Source organism: Protaetiibacter intestinalis (genome assembly GCF_003627075.1).
Classification (GTDB): Bacteria; Actinomycetota; Actinomycetes; order Actinomycetales; family Microbacteriaceae; genus Homoserinibacter; species Homoserinibacter intestinalis.
The window spans coordinates 539,690-552,631 of the sequence record NZ_CP032630.1; the positions used below are offsets into that span (position 1 = coordinate 539,690).

A 12,942-nucleotide genomic window follows, 5' to 3' on the forward strand; every position below is an offset into this window, starting at 1 on the left:
CGCCGCGGGTGCCAGGATGAGCGCATGCGTGCACTCGTCACCGGTGGAAACGGATTCGTCGGCTCCCACGTGGTGGCGGCGTTGCTCGAGGCGGGCCACGAGGTGGTCGCCACCGTGCGCGAGCCCGACGACCCCGCACGCACCGCGGCGCTCCGCGCGCTCGGCGACGCGCATCCGGGTCGCCTCACGGTGCGGCACGGCGAACTGCTCGTCGAGGGCTCCTTCGATGAGGCGATGGACGGCTGCGACACCGTGCTGCACGTCGCGAGCCCGTTCCTCATGGCCGAGCAGATCAGCGACCCGCAGACGCAGCTCATCGAGCCCGCCCTCACCGGCACCCGCAACGTGCTCGGCTCGGCCACGCGCACCGCATCCGTCACCCGCGTCGTGCTCACCTCCACCATCGGCGCCATGTTCGGCGACTACAGCGACGTGCTCGAGATCCCGGATCGGGTGCTGCGCGAGGAGCACTGGAACTCGACGAGCACCCTCGAGCGCGAGCCGTACCACTACTCGAAGACGCTCGCCGAGCGCGAGGCGTGGCGGCTGCACGCCGAACAGGACCGCTGGTCGCTCGTGACCGTCAACCCCGGGCTCGTGCTCGGGCCGGCGCTCGCCGCGGGCAGCGTCTCGGGCAGCCTGTTCCTCTTCGACGAGCTCATCGGCGGCACCCTGTGGTTCGGGGTGCCCGACATCGCCTTCGCCCCCGTCGACGTGCGCGAGGTGGCGCTCGCCCACGTGCGCGCCGCCGAACGCCGCGAGGTGGGCGGGCGCGTGATCGTGTCGCGCGACACCATGGTGGCCTTCATCGACTTCGCCCGGATGGTGCGCGCCCAGCAGCCGCGCCTGCCCCGCGTCGCCCGCACGGTGCTGCCCACCTGGCTGCTGCGGATGGTGGGGCCGGCCTTCGGACTCGACCGCGCGTTCATCGAGAACCACGTCGGCATCCGCTTCGCCCTCGACAACACCCGCTCGATCGCGGAGCTGGGGATCGCGTACCGGCCCGTCGAGGAGACCATGCGCGACCACGTGGCCGCCTGGCGGCAACTGCACGGCCGCTAGAAAAGACGGTGTGCTCGGGGCCCGGTTCAGGGAAGAATCGTGGCCATGTCGGACACGCGCGAACCGGACGAGACGCCTCGCACCATCCCGCCGCCGCCGAGCGCCGACGCGCCCGCGCCGGGAGCCGCGCCGGGTTCGATCTTCGCGCCACCGCCCGAGCCGGTGGAGGAGGTGGAGGACACCGTCGTCGTGACGCCGGCCGAGCCGCAGGACGACGACGTGGAGGACACCCTCGAGGTGGTGCCCGCGGCTGCAGTCGAGGAGGTCGAGGACACGGTCGTCGTGGATCACCCCGCGGTCGAGGAGGAGGTGGAGGACACCGTGGTGGTGGACTCCCCGGTCGCCGAGGAGGTGGAGGACACCGTCGTCGTGGACTCGCCGGTCGCGGCGGAACCGGTGGCCGCCGAGGTACCCGAACCCGTGATCGAGGTCGCGCCGGTCGAGGCGGTGGCGGAGCCGACGCCGGTGCCTGAGCCCATGGTCGAGCCCGCACCGGAGCCCGAAGTTGCCGTGCCCGCGCCCGCGCCCGCACCGCCGCCCGTCAAGAAGAGCCGGGCGCTGGTCTTCGTGATCGTCGGCGTCATCGTGGCGGCGCTCGCCGCGCTCGCGGTCGTGCTGCTCATCGTGTTCCAGCCGATGTCGGGCACCCCGCAGGCGTCCGAGACGCCGAGCGACGAGGCCACCACCGACGCACCGACGCCCACGCCGACGCCGACGCCCACGCCATCCGAACCGGTCAACGGCGGCCCCGTCGAGCAGGTCGACGACGACGGATCGCTCGGCTCGTTCTCGAACCCCGGCCCGCCCGGATCGGTGGTCACCTTCACCGACTTCGCGGGCGCGAACCAGTGGCAGGTGGCGGTGACCGCCGGCGCGCAGGACGCGACGGCCCAGGTGGCGCAGGCCTCGGCCGCCAACCCGGCGCCGGCCGCCGGCAACGTGTACGTGCTCGTGCCGATCAGCTACACCTACCTCGGTGCGGGCACCGGCTACCCGGCGCTCGGCGTGACCCCCACGCTCATCAGCCAGGACCGCTCGTACATCGTGGCCGACGTCGAGTTCCCGGATGCGCTGCCCGACGCCGCCGCCGTGGCGAACGGCGCGACCGTCAACACCAACGCCGTCTTCGAGGTGCCCGCGTCGGCCGTGAGCGGCAGCATCGTCCGGCTGACCTCGGCCTGGCACGCCCACGCCCACGTGAGCGTCGGCTGACCCGCGGGCCGCGTCAGCCCTCGAGCAGCTCGCTCAGCTCGAGCCAGCGATCCTCGAGCTGCGCCGCCTCGGCGTCGAACGCCGCCAGCTCCTGCTGCAGGCGCTGCAGGCCGGCGTAGTCGGACGGGTCGGCGGCGGCGAACGCGGCGTGCTGCGCGGTGATCGCATCCGCCACCTTCCCCATGCGGCGATCGACGGATGCGAGCTCCTTCTCGAGGGTGCGGCGCTCGGCGCCGGAGAGCGTGGCAGCGGGCGGTCTCGATACGCCGCCTTCGGCGGCTACTCGACCAGCGGGAGGGGCAGCGGAGAGTTTCAGGTACTCGTCCACGCCGCCGGGGAGGTGCCGCATCCGCCCGCCGAGGATCGCGTACTGCTGGTCGGTGACGCGCTCGAGCAGGTAGCGGTCGTGGCTGACGACGAGCAGGGTGCCGGGCCAGGAGTCGAGCAGGTCCTCCATGGCGGCGAGCATGTCGGTGTCGAGGTCGTTGGTGGGCTCGTCGAGGATGAGCACGTTCGGCTCGTCGAGCAGGATGAGCAGCAGCTGCAGTCGCCGCTTCTGGCCGCCCGAGAGGTCCTTCACGGGGGTGGAGAGCTGCGCGTTCGAGAAGCCGAGCCGCTCGAGCAGCTGACCGGGCGTGAGCTCGGCACCCCCGCCCACCCGGTAGCTCGCGCGCTGCCGGCCCACGACATCCGCCACCCGGTCGTCCGCGATCTCGTCGAGCTCGGCGAGGCGCTGGTCGAGCACGGCGAGCTTCACCGTCTTGCCGCGCTTCACCCGCCCGGTGCCGGGCGCCACGGTGCCCGCGACGAGCCCGAGCAGCGTCGACTTGCCGGCGCCGTTGACGCCCAGGATGCCGGTGCGCTCGCCCGGGGCGATGCGCCAGGTGACGTCGTGCAGCACCTCGCGGCCGTCGAAGGCGACCGAGACGTCCTCGAGGTCGACGACGTCCTTGCCGAGGCGCGAGGTGGCGAGCCTCTCGAGCGACACCCGGTCGCGCACGGGCGGCACGTCGGCGATGAGCTGGTTGGCGGCGTCGATGCGGAACTTCGGCTTGCTCGTGCGGGCGGGGGCGCCGCGGCGCAGCCAGGCGAGCTCCTTGCGCATCAGGTTCTGCCGCTTCGACTCGGAGGCCGCCGCCATCCGGTCGCGCTCCACCCGCTGCAGCACGTAGGCCGCATAGCCCCCCTCGAAGGGCTCGACGATGCCGTCATGCACCTCCCAGGTGTCGGTGGAGACCTCGTCGAGGAACCACCTGTCGTGGGTGACCACGACGAGCCCGCCCTGGTTCTTCGACCAGCGCTGCTTCAGGTGCTCGGCGAGCCAGGCCACGCCCTCCACGTCGAGGTGGTTGGTGGGCTCGTCGAGGAACACGACGTCCCAGTCGCGGCTGAGCAGCGCCGCGAGCGCCACCCGGCGGCGCTGGCCCCCCGAGAGCTCGCCGAGGCGCGCCTCGAAGGGGATGCCGCCGAGCAGGCCCCGGATCACGTCGCGCACCTTCGCGTCGCCCGCCCACTCGTGCTCGGCGCGGTCGCCGACCACCGCGTGGTGCACGGTCTCGTCCTCGGGCAGCGTGTCGGCCTGGTCGAGCATGCCGATGCGGGTGCCGCCGCGCACGGTGACGCGGCCGGCATCCGGCTGCTGGCGCCCCGCCAGGATGCGCAGCAGCGTCGACTTGCCGTCGCCGTTGCGGCCGACGACGCCGATGCGGTCGCCCTCGTCGAGGCCCACCGTCACGTCATCGAAGACGTCCTTGGTGGGGTAGGAGAGCGAGATGCCTTCGGCGCCGAGCAGGTGTGCCATGTCGCCTCCAGGCTAGACGACCGCGTCCGCTCCTCCCCCGCGGCGACGGGGTCTGGCACGATCGACGCATCCGACGCACAATGAGGGGGTGCAGCCCGTGAACGACCCGCAGATCTGGACGCTCATCGGCGTCTTCGCGGCCGTGATGCTCGGCGGCATGACGCTCACCACCACGCTCCTCATGCGCACGATCACCGCCTCTATCGGCGGACTGCGCGGCGAGATGAACGGGCGATTCGACGGGCTGCGCGGTGAGATGAACGGGCTGCGCGGCGAGATGAACGCCCGGTTCGACGCCGTCGAGACGAAGATCGAGCACCTCGACCGCGACGTGGCCGCACTCACGCGCAAGGTGTGGGGCGAGACCGAGCGCTGAGCCTCTCAGCCGGCGGAGGCCTCGCGGGCGATGTGGCTGCGGGCGTGCTCCACGGCCGCGGGCAGCTCGGTGAAGAGGTGCTTGTGGTGGCGGAGGGCGCCCAGCACCCCGACCGTGCGGAACAGCTCGACGTGCCCCTCGCGCACCCCCTTGATGAGCACCGTGATGCCGCGGGCCTCGAGCCGCTGCACGATCTCGCTCAGCACGTGCGCGCCGGTGGCGTCCACGAGCTCGAGCTGCGACATCCGCAGGATCACCACCGACACCCCGTCGAGCGAGGTGACCGTGTCGAACACCCGGTCGGCGGCGGCGAAGAACAGCGGCCCGTCGAGGCGGATGATCGCGATGCGCTCGTCGCCCGGCACCGGCTCACCGGGGATCGGCTCGCGCGTGACCCCGGTGGCGCGCGAGAGGCTGCGGATCGCGAACACGCCCGCCACGAGCATGCCGATGACGACCGCCACGATGAGGTCGACCGAGATGGTGACGATCGCCGTGATGACGAAGGCCACCGCATCCGCCCGCGTCGAGCGCAGGATGCTGCGCACGGTCGCAGCGTGCACCATGCGCACGGCCGTCACCATGAGCACGCCCGAGAGCGCCGCGAGCGGGATGAGCCCCACCGGCTGCGCCGCGACGAGCACCACGAGCAGCAGCACGATCGCGTGGGTCACCGAGGCGAGCCGGGTCTTCGCACCGGAGCGCACGTTGACGGCGGTGCGGGCGATCGCGCCCGTGGCGGGCATGCCGCCGAAGAGGCCGGCCGCGACCGAGGCGAGGCCCTGGCCGACGAGTTCGCGGTCGGGGTCGTAGGGGCCCGTGTCGGCGAGGGATGCCGCGACCCGCGCCGAGAGCAGCGACTCGATCGCCGCGAGCGCCGCGACCGTGAGCGCCGGCAGCGCGAGCGCGCCGAGGGTGCCGAGGCCGAACGCGGGCAGCGACGGGGGCGGCAGCGAGTGCGGCAGCTCGCCGATGTCGGCGAGCGGCGTCGGCAGCCAGAGCGCGAGCAGCGTGACGACGGCGATGCCGACGAGCGAGCCCGGGATCGCCTTGTGCAGCTTCGGCAGCAGCACCATGCACGCCGCGACGATCGCGACCGCCCCGAGCGCCCACGCCAGGTAGAGCGGGTCGGCATGCACGAGCGCGGTCACCGCGGTGACGACGACGTTCGTGTGGGCGGCGGCGTCGGCATCCGCCCGGGTGAGCGCGGGCACCTGCTGCAGGAAGATGATGACGGCGATGCCGAGGGTGAAGCCCTCGATCACCGGCCAGGGGATGAACGACACCGCGCGCCCGAGCCGCAGCACCCCCGCGACGAGCACCACGACGCCGGCCATGAGGCTCACGAGCGCGACCGCGCCGATGCCGTGGCTCGCGACGATCGGCGCGAGCACCACGACCATCGCACCCGTCGGCCCCGACACCTGCACGTTCGAGCCGCCGAACACGGCCGCCACGACGCCCGCGACGATCGCGGTGATGAGCCCCGCCTCCGCCCCGGCACCCGAGGAGATGCCGAAGCCGAGCGCGAGCGGCAGCGCCACGATGCCCACCGTGAGCCCCGCGAGCAGGTCGGCGCGCCAGCTGCGGCGCAGCGGGCGGTAGTCGGATGCCGCGGGCAGCAGGCGGCGCACGGCCGCGACCCCGCTCATCGGGGCAGCTCGGGCAGGGCGGCGACGTCGGCCGCGCGGGCCTCGTCGTCGGCGACGATCGCGCCGAGCAGGCGGCGCGCGACCGCGAGCAGCTCGGCGGCATCCGGATGCGCGATCCGGTAGTACACGTGGCTCGCGCGGCGCTCCGACACCACGAGGCGGTGCCGGCGCAGCACGGCGAGGTGCTGGGAGAGGTGCGAGGCCTCGAGGCCGGTGGCCTCCTGCAGCTTGGCCACACTGTGCTCATCGCCGTCGGCGAGCAGCTCGAGCAGGCGGATGCGGAACGGGTGCGCGAGCCCCTTGAACAGGCCCGCCTTCACCTCGTACAGCGGGCGCTGCGTCTGACTTATCGGCATGATGAAGTCATCATATCGCCAGACGCCACCTGCCTTTTCCGCAACTCAGGACATCATCCGCTTTCCCGCCCCGGCATCCCCCACCCCACCGGTTCTTCCTGAGTTGCGGAATCCGCGCGGTTTCGCAACTCAGGAACTTCGCGCGAAAGGGCGGCGCGCGGATGCGGATTCCGCGTCGGCTCCTGAGTTACGGAATCCGCCGGATGGGCGGGGACGCCCGGATGGGCCGCCGCGAGAGCGCGGTCGGGGGTCCGCCGCGTCAGTCCCCCACGATGCGCGCGCCGTGCACGGGCCCGGTGGCGCGCACGACGTTGAGGCGGGCCGCCGAGAGGGCGACCTGCAGCTCGAGTGCCGAGTCGACATCCGAGGTGAGGAAGGCGACCGTGGGCCCGGAACCGGAGACGATGCCGGCGAGCGCGCCGTTCTGCTCGCCCAGTTCGAGCACGTCGGCGAGCGAGGGCTCCAGGTGCAGGGCGGGCGCCTGCAGGTCGTTGTGCATCGCGTCGGCGAGCATGTGGGCGTCGCCCGCACGCAGCGCCTGCAGCACGTTCGCCTCGACGCTCGGACGCGGGTCGGCAGGGTAGATGTCCTGTGCGTGGCGGGTGCGGTGCTCGTCGAGCTCGCGGTACACGGCGGGCGTCGAGAGCCCGAACTCGGCGAGCGCGAGCACCCAGTGGAAGGTGCCCTTCGCGAGCGCGGGCGACAGTTCGTCGCCGCGGCCGGTGCCGATCGCCGTGCCGCCCGTGAACGCGAACGGCACATCCGCGCCGAGCTTTCGGGCGAGGTCGAGCAGCTCCTCGCGTGGCAGCTCGGTGCCCCACAGCGCGTCGCACGCGAGCAGGGTGGCCGCGGCATCCGCCGAACCGCCGCCCATGCCGCCCGTCACGGGCACGTGCTTCTCGATCTCGATGTGGGCGCCGCCCGTGTAGCCCGTGCGGGCCGCGAGCAGCCGCGCCGCGCGGATGGCGATGTTGGAGCCGTCGAGCGGCACCCGCGACAGCTCGACGGACCCGTTCACCTCGACCGAGAAGTCGGGGGCGTCGGAGACCCGGACGTCCTCGTAGAGCGACACCGCCTGGTAGGCGATCGCGACGTCGTGGTACTGCTCGTCGTCGAGGGCCCCCACCTTGAGGAAGACGTTGATCTTCCCCGGCGCCTTGACGTGCACCGATGCGCGCCCGGAGGTGGTCATTCCTCCACCCTAGGGGGTCGTCGAGGGCTCGCTTCGACCCGCGGCCCGCGCGACCCGCAGGAAGTCGGCCACCGTCAGCTGCTCGCCGCGCGCCGTCGGGTCCACCCCCGCCGCCTCGAGCACGGCGGATGCGGCGGCCGAGCCGCCGAGGCGGTCGGCGAGCGACTGGCGCAGCATCTTGCGGCGCTGGCCGAAGGCGGCATCCACGAGGGCGAAGGTGGCGAGGCGCTCGGCATCCGTCCCCGGCAGCTCGGCGGCACGGCGGAAGCCGACGAGCACCGAGTCGACGTTCGGCACCGGCCAGAACACCTGACGGCTGATGGTGCCGGCGATCGACCACACGCCGTACCAGGCGGCCTTGACGCTCGGCGAGCCGTAGACCCGCGAGCCGGGGTCGGCGGCGAGCCGGTGGCCGACCTCCGCCTGCACCATGACGAGCGCGCGTTCGAGGCTCGGCACGACGTGCAGCAGGTGCAGCAGCACCGGCACCGAGACGTTGTACGGCAGGTTGGCGACGAGGGCGGTGGGCTCGCCCGCGACGCCCTCGACGCGCAGCGCGTCGGCGTCGACCACCTGGAGCGGGGCGCCCGGCTGCATCGCCTCGACCGTGCGGGGCAGCTGATCCGCGAGCCGGTGGTCGATCTCGATCGCCGTCACGCGGGCGCCCGCCTCGAGCAGGCCGAGCGTGAGCGAGCCGAGGCCCGGCCCGACCTCCACGACGTGGGCGCCCGCCTCGATGCCGGAGGCGCGCACGATCTTGCGCACCGTGTTGCCGTCGACGACGAAGTTCTGCCCGAGCTTCTTGGTGGGCTGCAGCTCGAGCTGCTCCGCCAGGTCCCGGATCTCGGCCGGCCCGAGAAGCGCGCTCATGCGGAGGGCTCGAAGGGGCCGGGCGGGGCGTCGACGGGCTCGTCGTCCCAGTGGCCGTAGACGAGCTCGGTGTTGGAGGCGATCTGCGCGGCCAGCATCGACGCATCCGTGCCGAGGTGCGCCGCCATCGCGCGCAGGGTGTGCGGGATGAGGTACGGGGCGTTGGGCCGCCCGCGGAACGGGGTCGGGGTCAGGTACGGCGCGTCCGTCTCGATGAGGATGCGCGAGCGCGGGATCACCTCGAGCGCCTCACGCAGCGCGGGGGCGTTCTTGAACGTCACCGTGCCCGCGAAGGAGAGGTACCAACCGCGGTCCGCGACCAGCTGCGCGAGGGCCGCGTCGCCCGAGAAGCAGTGGAACACGACGCGCTCGGGCGCCCCCACCCGGTCGAGCGTCTCGACGATCTCGCGGTGCGCATCCCGGTCGTGGATCTGCAGCGCCAGCCCGTGCCGCTTCGCGATGTCGATGTGCGCCTCGAACGAGCAGTACTGCGCGTCGATCCCGGCATCGCCCTCGGTGCGGAAGAAGTCGAGCCCCGTCTCCCCCACCGCCCGCACGCGCGGTCGCGCCGCGAGCTCGTCGATGCCGGCCAGGTGCTCGTCGAGCAGCCCGGCGGCCACCAGCTCGGGCGCGTCGTTGGGGTGGATGGCGACCGCCGCGAGCACGCGCGGCTCGCGGGATGCCACCTCGGCGCTCCAGCGCGAGGTCGCGAGGTCGGTGCCCACCTGCACGACCCCCTTCACCCCCACCGCGGAGGCGCGGTCGAGGTGCTCGCGGTAGTCGAGCGGCTCGCCGGAGTCGGCGACCTCGAGGTGCGTGTGGTTGTCGTACACCGGCACGACGAGCGCCTCCGGCAGGGGCGGGTAGTCCCGGGGCGGCCCGTCCGGAGCCTCCCTCGCGCGCAGGAACGCGTCGGTCACGCGGCTCCCGCGTCGGCGCCCGGCTCCTCGATGCGCGGGAACAGCGCCTCGAGGGCCGACACGGTCGACCCGGCCGGCAGCTGCCCCCAGGTGCCCGCCTCGCGCAGCGGCTGCGCCGTCAGCGCACCGAGGGTCGGCTCCGCCCCGAGGGCGGCCCACAGCTTCTCGGTCGCCTTCGGGAGCACGGGGCTCAGCAGCACCGCGAGCGCACGCAGGCCCTCGCTCGCCGTGTACAGCACGGTGTCGAGCCGCGACGCCTGCGCCTCGTCCTTGGCGAGCACCCACGGCTCCTGCTCGGTGATGTAGCCGTTCAGCGCGTCGACGACCGTCCACACGGATGCGATCGCCTCGTTGATCGCGAACGACTCGATCGCCGCATCCGCCGCCGCGACCGCCCGCGCGGTCGTGTTCTGGATGTCGAGGTCGGCATCCGCGTACTCCCCCGGCGCCGGCAGCACGCCGCCGCGGTAGCGGGCGACCATCGCGACGACGCGGGAGGCGAGGTTTCCGAAACCGTTGGCGAGCTCGGCCTGGTAGCGGGCGGAGAGGTCCTCCCAGCTGAACGAGCCGTCCTGCCCGAAGGTGATGGCGCGCAGGAAGTAGTAGCGGAACGCGTCCGACCCGAAGGTGTCGGTGATCTGGTTCGGGGCGATGCCGGTGAGCTTCGACTTCGACATCTTCTCGCCGCCGACCAGCAGCCAGCCGTGGCCGAACACCTTGTGCGGCACGGGCAGCCCGGCCGCCATGAGCATGGCGGGCCAGATGACGGCGTGGAAGCGGGCGATGTCCTTGCCGACCAGGTGGTAGGCGGGCCAGCGACGCGCGAACTCGGCCTCGTCGGTGCCGTAGCCGACCGCGGTGACGTAGTTCAGCAGCGCGTCGAACCACACGTAGACGACGTGGCTCGGATCCCACGGCACCTTGATGCCCCAGTCGAAGCTCGACCGCGAGATCGACAGGTCGGCGAGCCCCTGCCGCACGAACTGCACGATCTCGTTGCGCACGCTCTCCGGCTGGATGAAGTCGGGCTGCGTCTCGTAGAGGTCGAGCAGCGCATCCTCGAACTGGCTCATCTTGAAGAAGTAGTTCTTCTCGCGCAGGATCTCGACCGGGCGCGAGTGGATGCGGCACACGAGCTGGCCGGCGTACTCGCCCTCGGTCGCCGTCTCGAGGTCGTCGAGCTGCTTGTACTCCTCGCAGCCGACGCAGTAGTAGCCCTCGTACTCGCCCGCGTAGATGAATCCGTCGTCGTACAGCTTCTGCAGGAAGACGGCCACGGCATCCTCGTGGCGCCTGTCGGTGGTGCGGATGAAGTCGTCGTTGGCGATGTCGATCGTCTCGAGCAGCGGCTTCCACGCCGACTCGACGAGCTGGTCGGCCCACTGCTTCGGCTCGACGCCGTTCGCGGCGGCGGTGCGCAGGATCTTCTGGCCGTGCTCGTCGGTGCCGGTGAGCAGCCAGGTGTCGTCGCCCGCCTGACGGTGCCAGCGGGCGAGCACGTCGGCCGCCACCTCCGTGTACGCGTGGCCGATGTGGGGCACGTCGTTGACGTAGAAGATGGGCGTCGTGATGAAGAAGCTCTCGCCGGATGGCATGCGCACGAGTCTAGTTGCGCGTCCCGTTCCGTGACGGCGGGCGGATGGCACCCGGTACCCTGCCGGGATGGAACGCTGGGCCACCCTCGACGAGATCATCGCGGCACGCACCCGCATCGCGGAGTCGCTGAACGGCTGGGCGCAGCCGGAGGCGCACGGCATCGGCTTCGTGCCGCTCGGCGAGGAGCCGCGCCCGGAGCACTTCCCCGTGGCGAACCGCGCCGAGCATGTGCTGCCGGGCGTCGTCGCGGCGTGGGTGCTCGGCTACCGGCGCGGCTCGTGCGTGCTCGAGGTCTCGCGCACCCAGCTCGACCAGATCATCGAGCGACTCGAGCCGGCCGAGGCGTGCGACATCCCGCATCCGAACCTGTGGATGTGGCGCGACACCTTCCGCACGGCGCTCGACGGCGGCGCGGCGGGGCGGCTCGTGGCGGTGTTCCTCGGCTCGCTCGAGGATGAGGTTCCGGGGCCGGAGGCGGCGGCGTTCCGCGCGGCGCTCGGTGGCTGATCGCGGATCTCGATACACCGCGCTCCGCGCGGCACCCGATCAGCGGGGGTTCCTGAGGGCGGCCTCGTAGAGTTCGCGGCGGCTGAGGCCGGTGGCCTCGGCGACCTCGGCGGTCGCGTCCTTGAGTCGGGTGCCGGATGCCGTGAGGGCGCGCACCTGCGCGAGCGCGTCGTCGAAGGAGGCCGTGGCGGGCGCGGCACCCGCGACGACGAGCACGAGCTCGCCGCGGGTGCCGTCGGCGAAGCGCTCGGCGAGCTCGGCGAGGGTGCCGCGGGCCACCTCCTCGTGCAGCTTGGTGAGCTCGCGGCAGACGGCCGCCCGGCGCTCGGGACCGAACGCGGCGGCCAGGTCGGCGAGCGCATCCGCCACCCGGTGCGGCGACTCGAAGAACACGAGGGTGCGCGACTCGGCGGTGAGCGCCCGCAGGGCGGCGAGGCGGCCCTTGCGCGGCAGGAAGCCCTCGAAGCAGAACCGGTCGGTGGGCAGCCCCGACACCGCGAGCGCCGTCAGCACCGCCGAGGGGCCGGGGATCGCGGTCACCGTGACCCCCGCATCCGCCGCGGCCGCGACGAGCGGGAAGCCGGGATCCGAGACGGTCGGCATGCCGGCATCCGAGAGCACGAGCACGTCGCCGTCGCGGGCGAGCTCGACGAGTTCGGCCGCGCGGGCGGACTCGTTGTGCTCGTGCAGCGCGACGAGCCGCGGACGGTTCTCGACCCCGAGCGCGCGCAGCAGCTGCACGGTCGTGCGGGTGTCCTCGGCGGCGATCACCTCCGCGTTCTCGAGCGCCTCCACGAGCCGCCGCGACGCGTCACCGAGGTTGCCGATGGGCGTCGCCGCGAGGATGATCACCCCCTCATCCTGCCGCGCCGGGCGCCTCCGGCCACACCTCGTGTTCGTGCTCCTGCACGAGCAGCCGGCCACGCCAGCTCGGGTACACACCCGTGTCCTCGACGGCGTCGAGCCATTCCGCCATCTCGGGGGTGAGCCGCCGCCCGGCCGCGGTGCGGGTGAGGCGGTCCCACGAGAGCGGGCCGAAGGTCTGGCGCGAGGTACCGCGGTACGGCTGGTCGCCCGTCGTGGCGAGCAGCCGACGGATGGCGGCCTGCCCCGACCGCGGCGGCCACGGGTACGGTTCCGTCGAGCCCCACCTGGCTCCCGCCTGGGCCGCCAGGTACAGCGCGGTGCCCTCCGGCGCCTCCGCGAGCACCGGATCCACGAGCAGCTCGGTCCCGGAGACGGTACCGACACCGTCACGCGAGAACGAGTCGATCACGACGGGCACCCGCCGGTCATCGCGCGGCCGTCGCATCCACCTCACGACCACCGGATGGGGCGAGAGCCGCCGCACCTCCGCGGCGAGCGTCTCGAGCAACTCGGTCACGGGCACGACGGTAC

General features: G+C 72.8%; 13 protein-coding genes. 4 read left to right on the forward strand and 9 right to left on the reverse strand.

Annotation, left to right across the window (positions count from 1 at the left end; all coding sequences use genetic code 11):
* The first annotated feature begins 24 nt into the window (after nucleotides 1-24).
* Both D7I47_RS02640 and D7I47_RS14705 read left to right on the forward strand, forming a co-directional pair.
* A complete protein-coding gene (locus tag D7I47_RS02640) occupies nucleotides 25-1,062 on the forward strand; it encodes an NAD-dependent epimerase/dehydratase family protein (RefSeq protein WP_120761605.1) in 1,038 nt (345 codons plus the stop codon).
* A gap of 45 nt (nucleotides 1,063-1,107) precedes the next feature.
* Nucleotides 1,108-2,274 (forward strand): hypothetical protein, encoded by a 1,167-nt coding sequence (locus D7I47_RS14705; protein ID WP_157981612.1) that lies wholly within the window; start codon nucleotides 1,108-1,110, stop codon nucleotides 2,272-2,274.
* 13 nt (nucleotides 2,275-2,287) lie between these two features.
* On the opposite strand, the gene D7I47_RS02650 is transcribed toward D7I47_RS14705, so the two are convergent.
* Complete coding sequence (locus tag D7I47_RS02650) at nucleotides 2,288-4,075, reverse strand: ABC-F family ATP-binding cassette domain-containing protein (protein WP_120761606.1); 1,788 nt, start codon at nucleotides 4,073-4,075, stop codon at nucleotides 2,288-2,290.
* Between the two features lie 88 nt (nucleotides 4,076-4,163).
* Here D7I47_RS02650 and D7I47_RS02655 point away from each other — a divergent pair, with 88 nt between their 5' ends.
* Nucleotides 4,164-4,451 (forward strand): hypothetical protein, encoded by a 288-nt coding sequence (locus tag D7I47_RS02655; RefSeq protein ID WP_120761607.1) that lies wholly within the window; start codon nucleotides 4,164-4,166, stop codon nucleotides 4,449-4,451.
* Between the two features lie 5 nt (nucleotides 4,452-4,456).
* Here D7I47_RS02655 and D7I47_RS02660 read toward each other — a convergent pair whose 3' ends face one another.
* The 6 genes from D7I47_RS02660 to metG form a co-directional block, all read right to left on the reverse strand.
* Entirely contained in the window at nucleotides 4,457-6,103 is a 1,647-nt protein-coding gene (locus D7I47_RS02660) for a SulP family inorganic anion transporter (RefSeq protein ID WP_120761608.1), read from the reverse strand.
* On the reverse strand, nucleotides 6,100-6,459 hold the full coding sequence (locus tag D7I47_RS02665; RefSeq protein WP_120761609.1) for an ArsR/SmtB family transcription factor: 360 nt from the start codon (nucleotides 6,457-6,459) through the stop codon (nucleotides 6,100-6,102). The genes D7I47_RS02660 and D7I47_RS02665 overlap by 4 nt, the downstream gene beginning before the upstream one ends.
* A 259-nt stretch (nucleotides 6,460-6,718) precedes the next feature.
* Nucleotides 6,719-7,651, reverse strand: a complete 933-nt coding sequence (locus tag D7I47_RS02670; RefSeq protein ID WP_120761610.1) for a 4-(cytidine 5'-diphospho)-2-C-methyl-D-erythritol kinase — start codon at nucleotides 7,649-7,651, stop codon at nucleotides 6,719-6,721.
* Nucleotides 7,652-7,660: 9 nt separating this feature from the next.
* The gene (gene rsmA, locus D7I47_RS02675; protein WP_120761611.1) at nucleotides 7,661-8,521 is read right to left on the reverse strand and encodes a 16S rRNA (adenine(1518)-N(6)/adenine(1519)-N(6))-dimethyltransferase RsmA; all 861 of its coding nucleotides are present in this window, start codon (nucleotides 8,519-8,521) and stop codon (nucleotides 7,661-7,663) included.
* Nucleotides 8,518-9,441, reverse strand: a complete 924-nt coding sequence (locus D7I47_RS02680) for a TatD family hydrolase (RefSeq protein ID WP_120761612.1) — start codon at nucleotides 9,439-9,441, stop codon at nucleotides 8,518-8,520. Before D7I47_RS02680 ends, rsmA begins: the two co-directional genes overlap by 4 nt.
* Nucleotides 9,438-11,036 (reverse strand): methionine--tRNA ligase, encoded by a 1,599-nt coding sequence (metG, locus tag D7I47_RS02685; RefSeq protein WP_120761613.1) that lies wholly within the window; start codon nucleotides 11,034-11,036, stop codon nucleotides 9,438-9,440. The genes D7I47_RS02680 and metG overlap by 4 nt, the downstream gene beginning before the upstream one ends.
* Nucleotides 11,037-11,103: 67 nt before the next feature.
* Between metG and D7I47_RS02690 the strand changes: the two genes are divergently transcribed.
* The gene (locus D7I47_RS02690; RefSeq protein ID WP_120761614.1) at nucleotides 11,104-11,544 is read left to right on the forward strand and encodes a hypothetical protein; all 441 of its coding nucleotides are present in this window, start codon (nucleotides 11,104-11,106) and stop codon (nucleotides 11,542-11,544) included.
* 39 nt (nucleotides 11,545-11,583) lie between these two features.
* On the opposite strand, the gene rsmI is transcribed toward D7I47_RS02690, so the two are convergent.
* Together rsmI and D7I47_RS02700 are read right to left on the reverse strand one after the other, a co-directional pair.
* Nucleotides 11,584-12,396 (reverse strand): 16S rRNA (cytidine(1402)-2'-O)-methyltransferase, encoded by an 813-nt coding sequence (gene rsmI / locus D7I47_RS02695; RefSeq protein WP_120761615.1) that lies wholly within the window; start codon nucleotides 12,394-12,396, stop codon nucleotides 11,584-11,586.
* Between the two features lie 4 nt (nucleotides 12,397-12,400).
* The gene (locus tag D7I47_RS02700) at nucleotides 12,401-12,928 is read right to left on the reverse strand and encodes a hypothetical protein (RefSeq protein ID WP_120761616.1); all 528 of its coding nucleotides are present in this window, start codon (nucleotides 12,926-12,928) and stop codon (nucleotides 12,401-12,403) included.
* Nucleotides 12,929-12,942 lie beyond the last annotated feature (14 nt).